This window comes from Dyella sp. C11, from assembly GCF_003121485.1.
Taxonomy (GTDB): Bacteria; Pseudomonadota; Gammaproteobacteria; order Xanthomonadales; family Rhodanobacteraceae; genus Dyella.
Map to the genome: position 1 here is coordinate 1 of NZ_QAVX01000027.1, position 20,288 is coordinate 20,288.

Sequence of the window (20,288 nt, forward strand, 5' to 3'; positions counted from 1 at the left end):
GCCTTCAAGAAGGATCGATTGGAAGGGAGAGGCTAGATTGGCCCCTCACCCCAACCCTCTCCCCGGAGGGGAGAGGGGGCAAAGGCTGCGGTTGCGCCCTGTCGTGCGTACCGGAGTTCATTGCCCATGACGGTCTGAAAGCGAAGCGCGCCTCTTGAATCGCCCCTGTGGTCGGAAAGCAGAGCGTGGGCTTTACACCACCCCAGCGGTCGGGAAGCGCAGCGTTCGCTTTGATCCATCGTAGTGGTCGGGAAGCGTAGCGACCACCTGCCTTAAGCCCTCTTGGCCTCGGCCGTTGCGAAGCGCGTGGAAGTACCCGCTCTGTCTCGGCGGAGGTTGCCAAGTACCAACGCACCTCAGCCGTTCGGGCTTATCTCAGCGGAATGCTACGAGGCCTAGCTCTGAAGGCCATTTTCTTTGGACTATTTTCGACGCGAAGCTAGTCCCCGTGGGATCTTTTGGGCCAGCAAAAGAAAAGTGACTCGAGCGTCCCACGGGACTAGCTTCGCGTCGTCGGCAGACGATCGAAACGCCACCGCGGCGTGAGCGGCCAGATCGCGGAATAGTCCGATGGCGCAAGTCACCGCAACGCGATAACCATAAGCAAAGTCACTGGATCCCTGCCTTCGCAGGGATGACGGTGAGGGGGAATTAAGGTTTTCAGGTGCGGGGAAGTGAACGCGCGAAAAAACCAGAAGCGATTCCGCAAGCCCCCCGCCTCTCACGACCGTAAAGATCACGGCGCCCAACCCTCTCCGCAAAGGGCATAGAAAGACAAAACGCATCCCACCACCGGCGACAGCATCATCGGCGACTGCGTCATCAGATCCGCCACCATGCCCAGCCCTTCCCGCAACTGCTCCCGCGTTCCCGACGCGCCCAACGCCAAACGCACTGCCTCCGGCGACGGGCCTACGCTGAACGCCTCGCGTCCCACGATGCCCAGCCCGGCATTTCGCAAGCCGCCGACGAACTCGCCGCTGGTCCATGGCTCCGGCAGGCGCAGCCACAGATGAAAGCCATCCTTCGGTATCGCCACCTGCGAGCGCGGCAGCATGCGCGAAGCAATGGCAAGGCGCTCATTGGCTTCCGTGCGAATGGCCTGCACGACCTGCGCAGCAGTGCCTTCCTCGATCCAGCGTGAGGTTACCGCTGCACTCAGGGACGACACCGTACCCGACGTGGCGCGCATCACCGACGTCAGGCGCGCCGCTGACCATGCATCCGGCGTGAGCACATACGCCACCACCAACGAGGGCGACAGGCACTTGGAAAGTCCCGCGATGTGATACGTCAGCGCCGGAGCAAACACGGCAAGCGGCGGCAACACCTGCGCGGGCAACGAGCCGTAATCGTCGTCTTCGATAATCGGCAGGTTGTGGCGTTTCATCACCGCTGCAATCGCTTCGCGACGCTCGACCGGCATGGTGATGGCGGTCGGGTTGTGCAGGCTGGGCATGCAGTAGAACGCCTTGGGCGATTCAGACGCACACACGGCATCGAGTGCGTCCGGATCGACGCCATGTTCGTCCATCGCCACCGGCACCAGGCGAAGGCGCAACAGTGCAGCGAGTGCGCGTACGCCGGGATAAGTCAGTGCTTCCACGGCGAGCGTGTCGCCGGGGGAAAGCAACATGCTCAACACGGAATGCAGGCCACCTTGCAGGCCCGCCGTCACCAGCACGCGATCGGCGGCGGCACCAGGAATGTGCGACGACAGCCAGCCAGCGCCTACTTCGCGGTCATAGGGCGTGCCACCGGGTGGCTGATATCGCATAAGCAGATCTTCGCCACGTGCCTGCACATCGCGCATGCCTTGCCACATGCGTTCGAGCAACGCGGGATCGTGGAATGCCGGCGGGTGGTTCATGCTCATTTCCACCGCACCCACCGTGACGGTGCGCGGCGGCGGCAGCGCGCGCTTGCGCACGAACGTGCCGCGCCCCACTTCCGCGTCCACCAGCTCGCGCCGTGCGGCTTCGGCGTAGGCGCGGGTGACCGTGGTGAAGTCGATGCCCAGCCAGTCGGCCAGGGCGCGCATGGGCGGCAAGCGGTCACCCGGGGCCAGCTGGCCCGACCGGATGTCCTCGCCAATGGCATCGGCAATGGCCAGGTACATCGGCCCGCGATTGGCGGGCAAACGAGGCTTCCAGCTCAAGGTGCGTAGCTTTGCCATTCGGCCCGTCTAATGTATGGATCTTGTGTTGCATTGTATGCATGCGACCGCCCAAGTCCAGCCCCGGAACAACGATGTCAGCGGCATCGTTCGATTTGGAAAGGGCGCCTGCAAACCGGAAATTGGCGTGTTGCCGCCATCCCCACAATGTGCGGCCATCTCCCCCTGCGTTTCCGATGCCATGAACATGTCCCGACGCACGCCATCCCCTGCCCTGGCCGCCCGCGAGCAAAGCGACGCCCGCCGCCGTGCGCTGGACGACGACATCTGCGTCCACATTTTCACCTCATCGTCGGTGATGGTCGGCGTGTGCCTGACCGTGGTCGGCATCCTGCGCGTGGTGGTGACGCTGCGCAGCGAGGACGTGCTTGGCGACGACCTGCTGACCATCAACACCATGATCTACCTGATCTCCGCGTTCGCGGCCTACTGGGCCCTGCGCACGCGCAGCCGCAAGCGCAACCATCGCCTGGAATACATCGCCGACGGCGTCTTCCTGGTTGGCATGGTGTTTACCGTGATCAACACGGGCTTCATCACCTGGGCGATGACGGTGGGATGAGCGCCATGCTGAAACGAGCCAAGATCGCCAGCGCCATCGCACTGTCCGTACTGGGCCTTGCAGGCCTGAGCATGTGGAGCGGCTTCGGCATGCCGGATGCGCATGCCGAAGCCGGCTTTTACGGCGTCGAAGCCGACCAGGCCATCGGATCACCCGGCTCCATCATTCGCATGGAACCCATGGACGGCGCGCCGCTGGGCGCCAGCGCCTATCGCGTGCTTTACCGCTCCATTGGCGTGCACGGCGAACCCATCGCGGTATCGGGCGTCATCGTGGTGCCGGCGGGGCCGGCGCCGGAAGGTGGCCGCCCCATCGTGGCGTGGGCTCACCCCACGACCGGCGTCGTGCCGCGTTGCGCGCCATCGGAAGCACATTTCGTATTCCAGACCATGATGGGCCTGCGTGACATGGTGCGTCACGGCTACATCGTGGCCGCCACGGATTACCCCGGCCTGGGCACGGAAGGACCGCATCCGTATCTGGTGGGTGCCAGCGAGGCGCGCGCCGTTATCGACATCGTGCGCGCCGCCCATCAGGTGCCCAACGCACAGGCCGGTGACCGTTATGCCGTGTGGGGGCATTCACAGGGCGGCCAGGCAGCGTTGTTCACCGGCATGCTCAGCGCCAGCTACGCACCCGAACTGAAACTGGTCGGTGTGGCCGCCGCGGCGCCCGCCACGGACCTCAAGACGCTGTTGACGGAAGATGCCGACACCGATGGCGGCCGCAACGTGACAGCGATGACGCTGTGGTCGTGGAACCGCGTCTACGGCGCACCTATCGACCAGGCGGTGGAACCGGCAGCCATGCCCGCCGTCGATGCGCTGTCCAACGAGTGCATCGAGTCGGTGCTCGACATGGTGGAGCGCCACTATTCGCAACGCCCACTGCAACAACAATTCCTCGCGGTGAAAAACATCACCAGTATCGAGCCGTGGAAGTCGCTGCTTGCGCAAAACGAAGCCGGCACCTTGCCCGCCGACCTGCCCGTGCTCATCACGCAGGGAGCGGCGGACCGCCTGGTGTTGCCTTCCGTGACGGAAGCCTACGTGCAGCGCCTGTGCGCGGCCGGCAGTCGCGTCGAGTACCTTGAAGTGCCGGGCGTGAATCACGGCTGGATCGGCAGCGACAGTGCCGTGCAGGCGGTGGACTGGATGGCCGACCGCTTCGCGGGACAACCTGCGCCAAATACCTGCCAGGCACCATCGCGCTGAGTCTGCTTAACCCCGCAAAAAAGGGCGCGTGTGAAACGCGCCCTTTTTCGTTGCTGCATGGCCGATCAGGATGACGAGGTGCAACCCTTCAGCACCGGGCGATCGGGATCGACGCGCGCGTCATACAAATCGCCGCCCTGGCCTTTGCTCCACCACGTGACGAAGCCCGCCTGGTAGCGCACACCGTCGGCCGACATGCCCGCGACCAGAAGCATCGGCGTTCCCTTCACCGGCACCAGCGCAAAGCTCTGGCCGTTGCGTGCATTGAAGTACGTCACCTTGAAGCTGCGGCCACCGGGGCAGCGATAGACGGCATCGATGGCACGATCGATCTGCACTTGAGGCACCAGCAGCGGACCGGCAAACGCCTCGACACTCAAGGGAAGCGACGCCACGCCAAGCAACAACGAACACAGGCGGCGCGGGGGAAACGCCATGACAAGTTTCATCGGGATGCAACCTCGGTGGAAGTGGGAAGCGGTGTGCCCGGACGCGCGAGGCCGTACATCTGCCACGCCATCTGCTTCAGCAAGGCGTTCGGGTCATTGCCCTGGGCGTACAGATCCATGTGCGCCTTGTTGGGAAGAAAACGAATGTCGGCGCGTGCATGCAGGCTCTGCAGCACGACCTGGAATTTGTGCACGGCGCCGTCGAGGTACCACGTGTCATCCGTGCCCACGGCAATATGGATCTTGCCGTCGAGATCGGCTTTCAGCGAAGGCCAGTTCTGCTGCACGTAATGCGCGATGTCGTAGTGCTCGATCCAGTAATCGCGCACCGCAGGATCGACCTCGCCGGTAAAGCGATCGAACAATTTCATCGGCGTGCCATCGACATTGCGCGGCGAGAAAACCCACTCGTACGACGACAGCTGGCCACCATAGGGACCCAGCACCTGCTCCAGCCGCGCGGCATCCGCGAAGGAACCTTCCGCGTGGAAATGCACGCGATCGATGGGCCACGGCGTACCGTCGGGCCGCCGATAAAGATTCACGTGCGGCGCATAGAGGTTCACGCCGGAGAAATCGTGAAAATCGATCGGATCGGGCGAGGTCGACCACGTACCGCCGAACACTTTCGGATAGTGCGTCTGCAGCCACAACGTGGCCCAGCCACCTGACGAATGCCCGGTGAGAAAGCGCCCCTGCACATTGGCATCCATGCGGTAATGCGATTCAAGGTAGGGAATCAGTTCGTCCACCAGCGCGCTGCCCCACGGACCGTTGTTCACCGAATCGGCAAACTCATGGGTGCCTGTGGGCGTGGCCTGATCGAGGAACACCCAGATCATCGGCGGCATGCTGCCCTGCTTCATGGCCAGATGCACGTTCACTACATCGTCAACCAGCGTGTTTTCGTCGCCGCCGTAACCGTGCGTGAAGTACACCGTGGGATAGCGACGTGTGGCAGCCGGGTCATAGCCTGGCGGCAACAACACCCAACCCCGCATGTCGGTAGGCCTGCCCCAGAAATTCGACAGCAGTGCGCTCGTGCGATCCAGTTTCACCGCATGCTGGCGGGCCTCGGCCGCATCGGCGCGTACGGCGGCGCTTTCCCACGGCAGCGACCAAGGCTCCGGCCGCGAGTGCACGGCCACCAGCTTCAGCACCGCCGGTGTAATGGCAGGGAGATGCACGCTGACAACCGGGCTGATGAGAACACCCGTGTCTCGGCCGCTGTAGTTGTAGTTGTGGTCCTGGTCGAGCACGGCCTGCACCAGATATTCCCCGGGCGGCAACTGTGAAAAACCGCGGGGAAACGCGAGCGCGTCCGTGTCGATCTCCACTGTCTGCCCCGGAGCCAGGCGCGCGATTTCACGGGCCGCTACTGACGCCTTGTTGGGGTGCCACGCGTCGGCATCGACCGAGGTCACCACACCACCCGGCGCCGCGGCACGCGCAGCAGCGGCTGGCGTGGCGAACAGCAGCAGGCGGCCGGACACGGGCGTGGACGCAGCACCATCCAGCTTCACCAGAAAAATGGGCGGCTTGCGTTCGGCCTGCCAGACCAGCGCCCAGCGCACCGAGACGGCAGCCACCAGCGTCATCACGAGCACAAGGCCCGCGACGATCTTCCAGGGTATGCGTTTCAGGGCAGCCGTGTTCATGGTCAGGGCATCAAGGCCGCAACAGCGTGGGCGGGATTCAACAGGCCCGACAGGCCGCGCCAGAAGATCTGCACGCCGATGCAGAAGATGACAAACGCAAACAGGCGCATCACCACGCGTGTACCGACTTCACCCAGGAAGCGCTGGACACGGCAGGCGTAGCGCACGCACAGGTAGATGACGATGCTCAACAGCACCAGGGCCACCGACACGCCCGCGACATGCACCGGCAGCGGGCCTTCGTTGGGCGAACCGGTTCCCAGCGCAATCGCCACGGCGATGGCGCCCGGGCCGATGGTCAACGGCAACGTCAGTGGATAGAACGCCTTGGATCGAAGTGCCAGGCCACTGCGCGCGGCGTCGCCGTGCTCGTGATCGTGGATGTCGTCATCGTCGTTGGACTGCAACAGCTTCCAGCCAGCCACCGCCACGATGATGCCGCCTGCCACGCGCAACACGGGAATGGAAATGCCGAAGAAAGCGAGCACATAGGCACCCAGCAGCAGCGACACCGCCAGCAGGATCACGCTGTTGATGGTGATGTTGCGCGCCAGTTCCGCGCGTTCGGCATCGGTGGCGTGCGGCACCATGCTGAGCACGATGAAGCCGACGGCCGGCGGATTGATGATCGGCAGCAGGCTGGCAAGAATGAACAGCGTGGTTTTGGCGAATTCCTGCAACATGGCGGCAAGTTCTGTGATGTCGTGCTGCACATGCTGAACGAGAGCCCGCAGGGGAGCTTTCCGGTTGGCACGCGGCCTTTCGAAATCGAACGACGTGCATGCATGGATGCATTCCATGCGCGACAACTCGCAGGCAACATGAGGACAACTCGACGAGGATTCTTCCCATGTTCCGCTTCCATCGGACACCCAGCCGCTGTGCCATTCGCCTCTCCGCCCTGCTCGCCCTGAGCGCGGCAGGCACGCTCCACGCCCAGGTGGCCAGCTTCGATTGCGCCAAGGCCAGCTCGCCGACGGAACGCGCGATCTGCACATCGCCGGTACTCGGCCGCAAGGATGTCGTCATGGCGACGTACGTCCAGGTGTTGCGTCAGTTGAAGCCTGCGCAGGCCGGCATGGCTTACCGGGAATTCGACGACCACTTGCGCGTGGAGCAGCTCCAGTGGCTGCAACAGGCGCGAAACGTCTGCGCCGGCAACGTCGCGTGCCTCAATCGTTCCTACGACCAGCGCATCGAGTCTTTGCAGAAGACTCTGAGCGCGAATGCCGCCCTTACGTTCGGCCGTAACGGCGAATGAAGCACCGCCTCGTGTGATTTGGAAAAACCGCGTGCCCTCAGGAAATCGCGCGCGCCGTGAGATGCCTAACCTGTGCTTCAAGGTCATCGACGCAACGACGCACACGCTGCCTCGTTCGCGATAGCCCAAGCCACAACGGCCCCACATCCCGCGAGAGTTCATCACCATGAAGAAGGCAATGTTCATCGGCGTCATCCTGGGCGCCGCCAGCACGTTCGGTTGCGCCACCATGGCCCAGCAGGGCGCACCCTATGTCGACATCGGTTATCACCACGGCAACCTGCGCAATGCGCAGGAGCACATCGTGCAGGCCTGGCAGCTGGTGGGCGATGCGCAGTACGACAACGATTCGCACCTCGGCGGCCATGCCGCCCGTGCGAAGGAACTGCTCAGCGAAGCGAATGAAGAGCTTCGCCTGGCGGCCGACGTCGCCAACGAGCACGGCCGCTACTGAGCCAGCACGTTACGATTCCCTGGACACACAAACGCCCGGCCATGGCGACATGGCCGGGCGTTTTCTTCTCCCCGCGAAGCATAAAAAAAGCCCCGGCCGTCTGGAGCGGCCGGGGCTGGATCGCGGAAACAACCTGTTGTTGAACAAGCCGTGGCGCGCAAGAACATCAAAGGAAGGGGGAAGCACACCATCCGCATTCCTGCGCATGTTCCGACGGCCGGGAGGAGCATCGGTGAACCATGCGTCGCACGGCGCGAGTTTGGCGGCAGCGCGGGCGCTCGACGCGTCACGCGATGCCCCATCCGTCGTGCATGCAGAAGCGAACCGGTGACGATGGGGATCGGGGTGAAATCCCTGGGGAGTCGTCACGGGGGAGAACGCGCGGACCTGCCTTTCCATGTGCCAAGGCCCCTGCATGCATCGATACGCAGGAATGCGGTGGGTGCATGCATAGCGTGCCTGTGCGGTGGGCGGAACACTTGTCGAAATGCACGGCGTGCTTTCAAAACGAACGATCCGCGACGCGTCACGCCGAAGCGGGAACCTTCGGGATACCCATGCCATGACGCTCCAGAATGGCGTACAGGTGCAACCACCAGTAACGCCGATCCGCGAGGCGATCGCGCATCGACGGCACCTTGGGCAGGCACGCCAGCGTCTGCCAAAGCACATCGGGTGGCGCGCCATCCATCTTCAGTCGTCCAAGGCGATCATCGAGTTCACTGAAGAACGTGAGCTCGTTGGATGCGCGTTTCCGGATTCTCTTCATGAGTTACTCCACGTTGAAAGGTGGCGCAACGCTAAGGCGCGGCGTCGGAGCGTGCTTTTCAAAGGCAACATGTCTTTGCCGATTGCCACGACGCATACGTCGTACCTGCCAGCGTGGGTTTCGACAAATACCGCTGCGTACCTGAAAACCCAGGCATCCGATCCAGAACATGATGGCACCGTCGCACGACAACCAACGTGCGCGAGGACGATGTATGTGCTGGTACATGGTGTTCAGCGGCGACCTGCTTATCGGCTGGTCAAGACTGGAGGTCGCCGATCGCATGAAGGCCACGGCGTTCGGCAGCTTCGTGGCGTCCCACCACTACGAAACATTGCAGCCGGATTTCCTCGCCTGCCGGGAAGACGACCAGGTCTTGATGGGTCTCTACGTGGTGGGCGAGGAAGGTCAGGTGCAAGCCGTGTCGGTGCACATTGCCGACTACAGCGACCACGGTGAAGGCATTGAAATAGCCGTCTACGGCATTTCCGACCCGCCGTTCGACCAGCTGTTCCCTTGCAGCTGATGCCAGCGCACGGCGGATTTCGCAAACGCACGATCCCGCAGGCCCATCGGGTGGCGCGGTCGGCATCGGGCCCTGATAATCCCGGGATTGAGCCCGGCGTCCCTGCCGGAGTTGCCCAACCTTCATCGATCGAGAGGAGCGTGACCTTGCAGTTCCGGCATTTGCGCTATTTCGCCAGGATCGTGGAGGCAGGCAGCTTTTCGCGGGCCGCAGCCCTGATCCACATTGCCCAGCCTGCGCTGAGCAAGCAGATCGCCGAACTGGAAGATGAGTTCGGTGTCACCCTGCTCCATCGCAGCGCGCGCGGCGTTACGCCCACGGCTGCGGGTGAAGTGCTTTACCAGGAAGCGCTGAAGCTGATCCGGCAGGTGGATGATCTGCCGGCCATCGTGCGCTCCTCGCAGGGCGACATCCAGGGCGTGGTGTGCTTCGGCATGGCATCCACCATGGCGCCCGCGCTCACCGGCAAGATGATGGAAATCTGCCGCGCCACCTTGCCCAAGGTCACGCTGCGCTTTGTTACCGGCGACAGCGAAACGCTACGCGAGAAGGTGGCGTCCAAGGCCATCGACCTGGCCATCGTTTTCGAAAACTCACCGGAAACCGGCTTCACCCGCGAAGTACTGTTCCGCCAGCGGCTGTATCTGGCGAGCCGCATGGAAGGCAAGCTGGCACGGTCCACCACGCTTGCCGAGATGGCGCAGCTTCCGCTGATGCTGCCCACGCCCACCAATGTGCTGCGCAAGGCGCTCGATCGCGAATTCGCCGCGGCTGGCCTGCAGGCCGAGCCGGTGGCCGAATCGGACCTGTTCGACGTGGTGTTGTCGGCCGTGGAAACCGGCCTGGGACACGCCGTACTGCCCAAGGGCGACTTCTCCGACATGCCCGGCCATCCGGACATTGCCACCACGCCCATCGAGCCGCCCATCTACCTCACGGCCTGCCTGATCACCTCGCGTGACAAGCCGCCGACACGGGCCGCTGCCGCCATCGAAGCCCAGTTGCTGGGGTTCCTGCGCAGCCAGGTCGGCCAGTCCGCGTTCTCGGGCGCCGAGTGGGTGGATGCCGAGCCATAGCGGCCCGTTATGGCCGCATAGCAAAACGGTATTTTCTTTCGACGCGGGAAAGGCAGACACTCTGTTGCGTCGCACAAGACAGGCCTTTCGCCTAGCACGTCGAACCGCCCAGCCTTAAACACGGACCCGGCCATCCCGGCCGCCTCCCTGAAACCCCATTCCACCCTTTTCGAACCAGCCCGCCATGGACTGGAACGGAGAAGTCATGTCTGCCGTCATCAAAACCCGTTCGCTGAACAAAGACCTGGCCGCCAAGGCTCAATCGGCCACCCGTTCCCTTCTGGCGCGCTGCGCCGCCGACAACCGCTGGCTGGAAACCGCCCTGCCCGTGAATGGCCCTGCCCGTGCCAAGGCCGCGGTATGGGCCCATGACGAAGCCGCCCCGACCACCTGGGAAGCCACCACGCCGGCCGGCGCCTATGCCGTACTGCTTCTGCTGGACGAGGCCCGCCTGTCGCTGCGCAGCGACGACCACGCCCTGGAAGAGCGCACCTGCCATGCCGGCTCCTACTACGTCAGCCGTCCCGGCGAGACGGTAACCGTGCACACCGCCGGCCCCTGCCGCGCCCTGCATGTGGCCGTCCCCGTGCAGCTGTTCTGGGCAAGCGACGACGCCAGCCATGCCTGCTTCTCCATGGGCCCGGCACACGACGCGCTGCTGCTGCAGCTCGCCCGCACCCTGCTGGAAATGCATGGCGACTGCCGTGAGCACGCGCTGGCTGCGCAGATCATGGAACTGTTCGTGGACCGCCTGCGCCACCTGCGTGCCGCCGCGGCTCCACGTGCCTGCGCCACCCGCAAGACCGTGCTGCCGCAGTGGCGCATGCAGCGTGTGGACGACTACGTGAAGGAACATCTTGCCGACCACATCACGCTCAACGACATGGCGGCCGCCGCAGGCCTGTCGCCCATGCACTTCGCCGCGCAGTTCCGCGCCGCCACCGGCTATCGTCCGCACCACTACCTGCTGCTGTGCCGGATGGAACACGCCAAGCAGCTGATGGCCGAGATGCCCCGCTCCATGCTGGACATCGCGCTGGACGTCGGCTTCCACACGCAGGCGCACTTCACCACAGTGTTCAAGCGCCTGACCGGCAAGACTCCCAGCCAGTGGCGCGGCGACCTGCTGCAGGCCCAGGGCGTATAGACGTCCAAAGCACGGTCAATCGTGCGAATCGAAAAAGCAGACGGCGCAACGAAAAGAGCAGCTGGCCCTTGCCGCCTAGCATGCGCACTCCCCACTCTCCGCTGAAGATCCCCATGAAGTCGTTTCTCGCCTTACGCCGGAAGCCGACCGCCCGGCGCACCGTCAAAAGCACCCGCAAACCGGGAACGTCCCTGCGTTCACGGCTACTCGCCCGGCTATGGAAACAGGCGGCCGCACGACGTGGTGCAAGCTGGTTGAGCGACATCCTGCTGCCTGCCCCGCGAGCGGGAGTTCCGGCGCCGCGCCCCGTGACGGCGAATGGCGATGGGGACAGCGCTTCCCTGCTGGGCACCGGCACCAGCCTGGCCGCGCAGCTGGACGCCATCGACAGCCCTTTCGTGCAGGACATCCTGGTCAGGCGCGCCGCGTGTGCGATGGCACAGCTTCATCGCGCGGGCGGCTACCTTGGTCACGCGAGCGCGGAGCACATCGAGATCATGGGCAATGACGTGGGCTTCGCCGACATCGAGTGTACGGACTGCGACGACATGAGCCTTTCGGCCGCACAGACGCGCGACTGGCTGCTGTTCACTGCCAGCGTGGCGCTGCACTACGAGCAACGCCCCAACGACCTTGCTGCGGTCTTGTTCCGTTCCACACGCGCCCTGTCGCCTTCCATGCAGGAGCACCTGCGCTGTACGGCCGACGAGCTTGCGTGGATGGAACGTCGCTGGCACCGGTTGTTCGGTCGCCGCATCAAGGCCGGCCGTACCGCCGTGCTGGCCCTGCGCACCGGTTTTGCGTGGCAGGCGACGCCGGCATCCAGCGTGCATTCGTTTGCCGCGGCGGCCTCTCGCCAACGCGCACTGCTTCGCTATCTGGACCTGTCATGACAAGCCCGCGTTCCGCACAGCAACTGCTGATCGACATGTTCAACGACATGGTGATCAAACGGGACTTCAGCGCCCTGCCTCGCTACTACCACCCTGATTTCCAGCTTGAAACCAACGGCCGGACGCAGGATTACCACGCATTCCTGGAAGGCCATCGGAACGTATATGCCTCGGGCATGACCTACGCCGTGCGCTATGACGACGAGGCGTGGGTAACCCATCACGATCGCGTGGCCGCCCGTGTATGGATCACCACCCAGCGCCCCAATGAAGCGGCCGTGGAGTACGAGGTGATCCTGTTGGCCACCGTGCGCGACGGGAAGATCCATCGCCTGTGGGAACTGACACGGCCCGACTGGACCGTGCAGAAGGCGTTTGCCGGCTACGATTCGCCGGCTGCATGCGCTGCCTGAATCAGGCCGGTTCGATGTAGCGCAGCAACAGGCGCGGACTTTCCCGGCCCTGCCAGTCGTTGATCACCAGTTCGTAGGCGGCGCGCAGCATCACCGGTGGCGGTGTGCCGTCGTAGGCGTTGAACATCACGGCATCGTGCACGGAACCATCGCGCGGGTCGCGCAGGCTCAGGCGCAAATGCGTCTGTCCCATCACTTTCCAGCTTGCGCACTCGAACAGGTTATCGAACACCGGCTCCGGGAATGCCTGCCCCCACGGCCCCGCCGCACGCAGCTGTCGCGCCAGATCCAGCGTGGCGGCGCCGGGCGGCAATTCACCGTCGGTGTGTTGCACGGCTTGCAGGTGATCGTCGTCCAGCCATTCGCGGGCGATGGCGTCGAAGGCTTCGGCAAAACGCGGATAGTCCTCCGTGCGCAGACTCAGGCCTGCAGCCATCGCATGGCCGCCGAAGCGCATGATCAATCCGGGATGACGTGCGTCGATCATCGCCAGCGCATCGCGTATATGGAATCCGGAAATGGAACGCGCCGAGCCACGCAGTTCGTCCTGCATGTCTTCGCTGGCGGGCGCGAAGGCGATGACCGGACGATGCAGGCGCTCCTTGAGCTTGGACGCCACCAGACCCACCACGCCGGCATGCCAGGTGGGCTCGAACAACGCGACGCCCACCGCATCGACATCGGCAGCGCGCGAGACCATCACTTCTGCTTCGGCCACCATGGCGGCCTGCAATTCACGGCGTTCCTGGTTGATCGACGTGAGCAACTCGGCGTAGCGGCGCGCCTGTGCCGCATCGTCCGTCAGCAGGCATTCCACGCCGATGCGCATGTCTTCAAGACGGCCGGCCGCATTGAGTCGCGGCCCCACCGCGTAGCCCAGATCGCTCGCGCATAACGTCGCCGCGCTGCGCTGGCTCGCATCCACCAGCGCCATCACGCCCGCGTGTCCGCGACCGCCGCGGATGCGCCGCATGCCGGCTTCCACCAGCACGCGATTATTGAAGTCCAGCGGCACCAGGTCCGCGACGGTGCCAACGGCCACCAGGTCCAGCAGCACCGACAGATCCGGTTCGCTGCCCGCGGCAAACATGCCTTGCTCGCGCAGCGATGCGCGCAGCGCCAGCAGCAGGTAGAACATCACGCCCACGCCGGCCAGTGACTTGCTGGGGAACGTATCGCCGCCCAGGTTCGGATTCACCATGGCGTCGGCGGCAGGCAACTGTTCGCCAGGCAGATGGTGATCGGTCACCACCACGCGAATACCGCGCGCCTGCGCGGCAGCGACACCCGCGACGCTGGCCACGCCGTTGTCCACCGTCACGATGAGCTGCGGTGCCGGCTGCAATGACTCGACCAGCGCAGGGCTGAGCCCGTAGCCATGGATGAAGCGGTTGGGCACCACGTAGTCCACGTGCCGTGCGCCGAGCATGCGCAGGCCCCGTACGGCGACTGCCGTGCCGGTGGCGCCGTCGCAGTCGTAATCGCCGGCGATCAGGATGGTCCAGTCATCGCGAATGGCCTCCGACAACAGTGCCATCGCCTTGTCGAGACCGCCAAGCTGTTGTGGCGAGAGCAGGCGTGCAAGCCGGTACTCGGCGTCAGTCGGCGAAAAGACACCGCGGGCGGCAAAGACGTGCTGCACCACCGGATGGACGTCCGCGCCCCAGCCTTGAGGCTTGGCCGACGGCACGCGCCTGCGCAGGTTGATACGTTTCATCGGCCGTTTCCGCGCCAGAAACGCAGGCGATGCCACGGACGATGCAGCCAGCGTTCGCCGCTGGCGAAAGCCAGCACCAGCGGCTTGCGCTTCGCAAGCTCAAGCAGCGCAGGTGTCCACTGCATGGCGATGTCGTCGACCGGGAGATCCTGCAAGTCGACCAGCGTGCCCGGCTCAGCCGCTGACACTGCCGACACATCGCGCGCCATCGCCGGCGTGCCCGCCTTGGCGGCAAGCGCGCGCAGCAGGACATCGTCGCTGATCACCTGCTTCAACGACGTGGTGACAACGCCGGGCAACAGACCCGCGCCCCATAGCCATAGATGATTGACGGGCGCCATGCCGCGCTGGCGGCGTTCGACATTGATGGGGTGCTGATGCAGCACCACTTGCACGTCGTTGAGCAGGATGCGCCAACGGCGACCCTCTTCGCCTTGCGGCAAGTGGTAGTACAGGTCCTCACCCAGTGCGTGTTCGGGCGCGGCAAACGGGGGAACGGCCGTGTCGGCAGGCAGGCGCACGTGCCAATGGTCGGGCGAAGAAACCTCAAGCGCCATATCGGCTTCGGCGAACAGCGGCTTCAAGGCGTCCGCCAGTTCGTCGGCATCCTTGGCCGACAACTGCATCTGCCCGCACGCCAGCAAGCGTGCACCGTTGAGATCGGGTTGCACCCATGCCGGGTCCGCACTCAACCAGTTCGCATCGCCCGCATCGCCCGCCATGAGTTGGCGTGTCAACGCGCCGGCAGGCAAGTTTTCCTGTAGTCCAAAACGCTGCGCAGCACCGGCGAGATAGCCACGCGGACCGTCTGTCAGGCGATCGGCCCTGGCCAGCAGCGCAAGCGTCGGATGTCCCGGCGCAAAACGCTTCAGGTCGGGCAGCCACAGATCAATCGCGTCGGCGGCAGCGTCCATGGATTCGCTCATGCCTCAAGCTTTTCGTAAAGGCCCAGCCATTCCACTTCCAGCGTTTCCTTTTCGCCGCGCAACTCGGCCTGCTTCTGGCTCAGGCGCAGCATGTCCGCGGTGGGGCCGTTGTAGGTGGCGGGATCGGCGAGCTTCGCCTCGATCGCCGTCAGTTCACCTTCAAGCGTGGCGATACGCGTCTCGATCTTTTTCACGCGTTGGCGCGCCGCCTTGTCGTTGTCGCGCTCCGCCGCCACGCGCTGGCGGCGCTCTTCCGGCGTTTCCACGCGCTCGACCGGCTTGGCGGCTTCCTTCTTCTTGGCCTTCTTCGCTTCGGCACCACGACTGCGCAACCAGCGTGCGTAGTCGTCCAGGTCGCCATCGAACGGCTCCACGCAGCCGTCCGCCACACGCCAGAAACTGTCGCTGACCATGCCCAGCAGGTGGCGGTCGTGCGAAACAAGCACCAGCGCGCCATCGAATTCCGCCAGCGCATCGGCCAGGGCTTCGCGCATGTCGAGGTCGAGATGGTTGGTCGGTTCGTCGAGCAGCAGCAGGTTGGGCTTGTCCCAGGCGATCAGTGCCAGCGCGAGGCGCGCGCGCTCGCCACCGGAAAAGCCGTCGACGGATTCGAAGGCGCGATCGCCTGCGAAATTCCAGCCACCCAGGAAATCGCGCAGCACCTGCGCAGCGACGCCGGGCGCCTTGTCCTGCAGGTGATCGAACGGCGAGGCGCCTTCGCGCAGGCTTTCCACCGTGTGCTGGGCGAAGTAACCGATCTTGAGATCCTTGTGCGCCTTGCGTTCGCCCGCGAGTGGCGTCAGCTCACCGACCAGTGTCTTCACCAGCGTGGATTTACCTGCACCGTTCGGACCGAGCAAACCAATGCGCTCACCGGCTTCAAGGCGGAAACGCACGTTGCGCAAGATGGTAGTGGGCGCCGCGCCATTCTCGCCGGGATAACCGGCGTCGCCGTCCTCGATCTGCACCATCGAATCGGGAAGGCGATCCGGCACGGCAAACTGGAAGCGGAACGGACGCTCGGCACGCACCGCTTCGGTGCCCGCAAGCTTTTCCAGTCGCTTCACGCGCGACTGCGCCTGCTTGGCCTTGCTGGCCTTGGCCTTGAAGCGGTCGACGAACGACTGCAAGTGTGCGCGCTCGGCCTGCTCGCGCTCATGGGCAATCTGCTGCTGGCGCAGCTGCTCGGCGCGCAGGCGCTCGAAGGTGCTGTAGTTGCCGGTGTAGAGCTTGCCGGTGCCGTCGTTGAGGTGCAGCGTGTGGGTGATCACGCCGTCGAGGAATTCGCGGTCATGCGAGATCACCAGCAAGGTGCCCTGGTAGCGACGCAGCCATTCTTCCAGCCACAGCACCGCGTCGAGATCCAGGTGGTTGGTGGGCTCGTCGAGCAGCAGCAGGTCCGAGGGACACATCAGCGCGCGCGCCAGGTTGAGGCGCACGCGCCAGCCGCCGGAGAATTCCTTCACCGGCGTCTCGTGCGTTTCCGGCGCGAAACCCAGACCGTGCAGCAGGCGACCCGCCCGTGCACGGGCGTCGTAACCGTTGAGTTCCTCGATGCGATGGTGAGCACGGGCCATGGCCTCGGTGTCGCCGCGCGCATCGGCGTCCAGCTCGTCGCGCAGGGCCTTGGCCAGCTCCTCGTCACCAGCCATCACATATTCGATGGCAGGGTCCGGCAGCGCAGGGGTTTCCTGGGCCACGGAAGCCATGCGGATCTTCGCCGGCATGTCCAGGTCGCCGGTGTCGGCTTCCACCTGACCCTGCAAGGCCGCGAACAGGCTGGACTTGCCGCAGCCATTGCGGCCGACCACACCCAGGCGCCAGCCGGTCTGGATCACCAGGTCGATATCGGAAAGCAGCAGGCGACTGCCGCGGCGAAGGGCGAAGCGACGAAACGAAATCATGGGGAACGCGTATCCGGACCGGGCGTGCTGCCGCCCTGAGCCGCCCATGATAACGGCGACCGCCGGCCAATCCCCAGCTTGAATGCCCACGGCGTCGCAATCGCCAAAGATCCGCGTGGATTAGGCCTGCCAGTTCTGATACAACGACGCGGCAAACGCCTTGTGCGGAAAGGGGAACCCGTGAACAAGTACGGAATCAGCAAGTTCAGCATCAGCCTGTCCATCGCCCTGCTTGCCGGCGTGGGCGCCCTGCCGGTGGCCCATGCCGCCGACAGCCTGCTCGTCAATCGCGTGCAGCAGGAGAAGTCGATGGACCTGCCCACCCGTGGCATGAGCATGGGTGAGGTGGAGAAGAAGTACGGCGCGCCGCAGAAGAAGCTCAGCCCGCGTGGTGGCGACAGCGCCAAGCACCCCACGATCAATCGCTGGGATTACGCGAACTTCATCGTTTATTTCGAAAACAGTCACGTGATCCATTCCGTGCTCAATACGCCGGCGGGCAACAACACCAACCCGCAATCGGCCAACTGAGCCCAGCCAACCGTTTTGTCGAAGCGGCCCGTGGCGACACGGGCCGCGTTTTTTTTGCGCGGCATCGACGGCCTTGCTGGCCCCGGCGCTTCGAAGCGCGCCCACCACGTCGCCGATGCGCACGCTCCCCCTCACCGTCATTCCGGCGCAGGCCGGAATCCAGTGGCCACGACGATGGGTTGTTGCGATTGCGAGACGGGACTTATGTCATTGGTTCGCGAAAACCACATGCCACCGTGACTGGATTCCGGCCTTCGCCGGAATGACGGGAAGGAGAAACAGGCGGTGCTTGGAACATGAACGTATTCGCCTGTTCGTTGCTCGTGGACCCGTCGACGCCCCCCCCTGCAGCCCACCTGGATCGCGTTACCGCCGCGTAGCACCGCTGTCACGTGGAATGGACCGGGCCATCCTTTACACTCTGCGACTTTCGTCGCCTGCCCCACCCCCTGGGCGACCATCCCCGCAGCAAGAGAACCGCCTACGATGACCGACCATAGCCTTCGCCTTCCGGCGGAATGGGAGCCGCAATCGGCCGTACTGATCGCATGGCCGCATGCCGGCACCGATTGGGCCGATCGCCTCGCCGATGTGGAAACCACCTACGTGGCGCTTGCCGCTGCCGTGACGCGTTTCCAGTCGCTGATCATCGTGGTGTCCGGCACCGAGCTCCGCCTGCGCGTGCAGGCGCTGCTCACCGGTGAGGGCGTGGACCTGTCCAAGGTGCGCTTTGTCGAGCTGCCGTATGACGACACCTGGCTGCGCGATTCGGGCCCGATCACGCTGAAGACGGGCGAAGGCGCGTTCCAGCTCACCGATTTCCGCTTCACCGGCTGGGGCGGCAAATTCGGCGCAGAACAGGACGACGCACTCATCGCCGGCCTGGTGCAGGAAGGCGTGTTTGGCAAGGCCAAGCACAAGCGCATCGACTGGGCACTGGAAGGCGGCGGCATCGAAAGCGATGGCGTGGGCACCGTGCTCACCACCTGGCGCTGCCTGACCCAGCGTCATCCGGAACAGTCGCGCGAGCAGATGACCGAGATCCTCAGCGACAGCCTGCACGCCAGCCGCGTGCTGTGGCTGGACTACGGCTACCTGGAAGGCGACGACACCGACGCGCACATCGACACGCTGGCGCGTTTTGCGCCGGGCGAGCGCATCGTCTACCAGGCCTGCGACGACGAAAGCGATCCGCACTACAACGAGCTCAAGCAGATGGGCGAGGAACTGGCCGCGCTGCGCACGCCCGAGGGCAAGCCGTACACGCTCTACCCGCTGCCCTGGGCCAAGCCAATCATCGACGAAGGCCGCCGCCTGGCCGCGTCCTACGCCAATTACCTGATCGTCAACGACGCCGTGCTGGTGCCCGCGTATGGCGATGTCAGGGACAACGAGGCCGCCCGCATCATCGGCGAGGCGCATCCGGGGCGCGAGATCGTCCAGGTGCCCTGCCGCCCGCTGATCTGGCAGAACGGCAGCCTGCACTGCATCACCATGCAGCTGCCCGCCGGCATCGTGTGATCCGGGGCGCTGGAATCCGGCGCCATGCACACCATATAGGTGAACCACCATCCGCCCCGTACCGGGGCCGGATACCTGTATCCGCTAGACTGGGCGGCCTGCTCCCCGGCAGCCCCTATCCGAGAATCCGCCGATGACCCGCAAGACCCTCAAAGTGGCCCTGCTCCAGGAAACCGACCGTGGCAGCCGGGACGCCAATCTCGACGCCATTGAGGCAGGCCTGCGCGAAGCCGCCGCCCAGGGCGTGGAACTGGTGCTGCTGCAGGAGCTGCACAACGGCCCGTATTTCTGCCAGCGCGAATCCGTGGACGAATTCGACCTGGCCGAGACCATTCCCGGCCACAGCACCGCCCGCATCGGCAAGCTGGCCGAGGAACTGAAGCTGGTCATCGTGTCGTCGCTGTTCGAAAAGCGCGCGACCGGCCTGTACCACAACACCGCCGTGGTGTTCGACCGCTCGGCCGCCATCGCGGGCAAGTACCGCAAGATGCATATCCCCGACGATCCGGCGTTCTACGAGAAGTTCTACTTCACGCCGGGCGACCTGGGTTTTGATCCCATCGACACCTCGGTGGGCCGCCTTGGCGTGCTGGTGTGCTGGGACCAGTGGTATCCGGAAGCCGCCCGCCTGATGGCGCTGGCCGGTGCCGACCTGCTGCTCTATCCCACCGCCATCGGCTGGGACCCGCAGGACGACCAGGCGGAAAAGGATCGCCAGCGCGAAGCCTGGGTCACCGTGCAGCGCGGCCACGCCGTTGCCAACGGTTTGCCGCTGCTGTCGTGCAACCGCACGGGCTTCGAGGCGGACAAGGCCGGTGTCACCAACGGCATCCAGTTCTGGGGCACCAGCTTCGTGGCCGGCCCGCAGGGTGAATTCCTGGCCCAGGCCAGCACCGACAAGCGCGAGCTGTTGGTGGTCGACGTGGACATGGCGCGCAGCGAACACGTTCGCCGCATCTGGCCGTTCCTGCGCGACCGTCGCATCGACGCCTACAGCGACCTGCTCAAGCGCTTCCGCGATTGAACAACCTTGGCGCCGCTTGGATCGCGGCGCCTTGATCCCCATGCAGTTCCCGTCAACGCGATAACCA

General features: G+C 64.7%; 20 protein-coding genes. 12 read left to right on the top strand and 8 right to left on the bottom strand.

The genetic code is table 11. The annotated features are described in order from the left end of the window. Positions 1–736 precede the first annotated feature (736 nt). Entirely contained in the window at positions 737–2,176 is a 1,440-nt protein-coding gene (locus DK366_RS19160) for a PLP-dependent aminotransferase family protein (RefSeq protein ID WP_109127161.1), read from the bottom strand. 187 nt (positions 2,177–2,363) lie between these two features. On the opposite strand from DK366_RS19160, the gene DK366_RS19165 reads away from it, so the two are divergent. Both DK366_RS19165 and DK366_RS19170 read left to right on the top strand, forming a co-directional pair. Further along, entirely contained in the window at positions 2,364–2,738 is a 375-nt protein-coding gene (locus tag DK366_RS19165) for a hypothetical protein (RefSeq protein ID WP_232821120.1), read from the top strand. A gap of 5 nt (positions 2,739–2,743) precedes the next feature. Then, complete coding sequence (locus DK366_RS19170; RefSeq protein ID WP_198651631.1) at positions 2,744–3,952, top strand: alpha/beta fold hydrolase; 1,209 nt, start codon at positions 2,744–2,746, stop codon at positions 3,950–3,952. 65 nt (positions 3,953–4,017) lie between these two features. On the opposite strand, the gene DK366_RS19175 is transcribed toward DK366_RS19170, so the two are convergent. From DK366_RS19175 to DK366_RS19185, 3 genes are read right to left on the bottom strand one after another with little or no spacing between them, the layout of a single operon-like run. Continuing rightward, entirely contained in the window at positions 4,018–4,389 is a 372-nt protein-coding gene (locus tag DK366_RS19175) for an MliC family protein (RefSeq protein ID WP_109127162.1), read from the bottom strand. 8 nt (positions 4,390–4,397) lie between these two features. Further along, complete coding sequence (locus tag DK366_RS19180; protein ID WP_232821121.1) at positions 4,398–6,059, bottom strand: alpha/beta hydrolase-fold protein; 1,662 nt, start codon at positions 6,057–6,059, stop codon at positions 4,398–4,400. Between the two features lie 2 nt (positions 6,060–6,061). Further along, the gene (locus tag DK366_RS19185) at positions 6,062–6,742 is read right to left on the bottom strand and encodes a MarC family protein (protein ID WP_109127208.1); all 681 of its coding nucleotides are present in this window, start codon (positions 6,740–6,742) and stop codon (positions 6,062–6,064) included. A gap of 167 nt (positions 6,743–6,909) precedes the next feature. On the opposite strand from DK366_RS19185, the gene DK366_RS19190 reads away from it, so the two are divergent. Further along, positions 6,910–7,320, top strand: a complete 411-nt coding sequence (locus tag DK366_RS19190; protein WP_109127163.1) for a hypothetical protein — start codon at positions 6,910–6,912, stop codon at positions 7,318–7,320. 166 nt (positions 7,321–7,486) lie between these two features. Continuing rightward, on the top strand, positions 7,487–7,774 hold the full coding sequence (locus DK366_RS19195; protein WP_157956623.1) for a hypothetical protein: 288 nt from the start codon (positions 7,487–7,489) through the stop codon (positions 7,772–7,774). Positions 7,775–8,300: 526 nt separating this feature from the next. Here DK366_RS19195 and DK366_RS19200 read toward each other — a convergent pair. After that, entirely contained in the window at positions 8,301–8,543 is a 243-nt protein-coding gene (locus tag DK366_RS19200) for a hypothetical protein (RefSeq protein WP_109127165.1), read from the bottom strand. A gap of 214 nt (positions 8,544–8,757) precedes the next feature. On the opposite strand from DK366_RS19200, the gene DK366_RS19205 reads away from it, so the two are divergent. The 5 genes from DK366_RS19205 to DK366_RS19225 all read left to right on the top strand — a co-directional run bounded on the left by DK366_RS19205 (position 8,758) and on the right by DK366_RS19225 (position 12,598). Then, positions 8,758–9,069, top strand: a complete 312-nt coding sequence (locus DK366_RS19205; protein WP_109127166.1) for a hypothetical protein — start codon at positions 8,758–8,760, stop codon at positions 9,067–9,069. A 140-nt stretch (positions 9,070–9,209) separates the two neighbouring features. Further along, complete coding sequence (locus tag DK366_RS19210) at positions 9,210–10,145, top strand: LysR substrate-binding domain-containing protein (protein ID WP_198651632.1); 936 nt, start codon at positions 9,210–9,212, stop codon at positions 10,143–10,145. A gap of 205 nt (positions 10,146–10,350) precedes the next feature. Next, on the top strand, positions 10,351–11,292 hold the full coding sequence (locus DK366_RS19215) for an AraC family transcriptional regulator (RefSeq protein ID WP_109127168.1): 942 nt from the start codon (positions 10,351–10,353) through the stop codon (positions 11,290–11,292). Between the two features lie 113 nt (positions 11,293–11,405). Beyond that, positions 11,406–12,185 carry a hypothetical protein gene (locus DK366_RS19220; RefSeq protein WP_157956625.1) on the top strand — a complete coding sequence of 260 codons (780 nt, stop codon included), beginning with the start codon at positions 11,406–11,408 and terminating at the stop codon, positions 12,183–12,185. Next, a complete protein-coding gene (locus tag DK366_RS19225; RefSeq protein ID WP_109127170.1) occupies positions 12,182–12,598 on the top strand; it encodes a nuclear transport factor 2 family protein in 417 nt (138 codons plus the stop codon). The genes DK366_RS19220 and DK366_RS19225 overlap by 4 nt, the downstream gene beginning before the upstream one ends. A gap of 1 nt (position 12,599) precedes the next feature. Here the strand turns inward: DK366_RS19225 and recJ are convergent, their stop codons facing one another. The 3 genes from recJ to DK366_RS19240 are packed head-to-tail and all read right to left on the bottom strand — an operon-like array spanning position 12,600 to position 17,145. Further along, positions 12,600–14,315, bottom strand: a complete 1,716-nt coding sequence (recJ, locus tag DK366_RS19230) for a single-stranded-DNA-specific exonuclease RecJ (RefSeq protein WP_109127171.1) — start codon at positions 14,313–14,315, stop codon at positions 12,600–12,602. Continuing rightward, the gene (locus tag DK366_RS19235; protein WP_232821122.1) at positions 14,312–15,241 is read right to left on the bottom strand and encodes a phosphoglycerate mutase; all 930 of its coding nucleotides are present in this window, start codon (positions 15,239–15,241) and stop codon (positions 14,312–14,314) included. The genes recJ and DK366_RS19235 overlap by 4 nt, the downstream gene beginning before the upstream one ends. Then, on the bottom strand, positions 15,238–17,145 hold the full coding sequence (locus DK366_RS19240; protein WP_109127172.1) for an ATP-binding cassette domain-containing protein: 1,908 nt from the start codon (positions 17,143–17,145) through the stop codon (positions 15,238–15,240). The genes DK366_RS19235 and DK366_RS19240 overlap by 4 nt, the downstream gene beginning before the upstream one ends. 180 nt (positions 17,146–17,325) lie before the next feature. Between DK366_RS19240 and DK366_RS19245 the strand changes: the two genes are divergently transcribed. From DK366_RS19245 to DK366_RS19255, 3 genes are all read left to right on the top strand, one after another. Further along, positions 17,326–17,676, top strand: coding sequence for a hypothetical protein (locus DK366_RS19245; protein WP_232821123.1), 351 nt, complete (start codon positions 17,326–17,328; stop codon positions 17,674–17,676). A 486-nt stretch (positions 17,677–18,162) separates the two neighbouring features. Further along, positions 18,163–19,197 (top strand): agmatine deiminase family protein, encoded by a 1,035-nt coding sequence (locus tag DK366_RS19250; protein WP_109127173.1) that lies wholly within the window; start codon positions 18,163–18,165, stop codon positions 19,195–19,197. Between the two features lie 133 nt (positions 19,198–19,330). Then, positions 19,331–20,221 carry a carbon-nitrogen hydrolase gene (locus tag DK366_RS19255; protein WP_109127174.1) on the top strand — a complete coding sequence of 297 codons (891 nt, stop codon included), beginning with the start codon at positions 19,331–19,333 and terminating at the stop codon, positions 20,219–20,221. Positions 20,222–20,288: the final 67 nt, after the last annotated feature.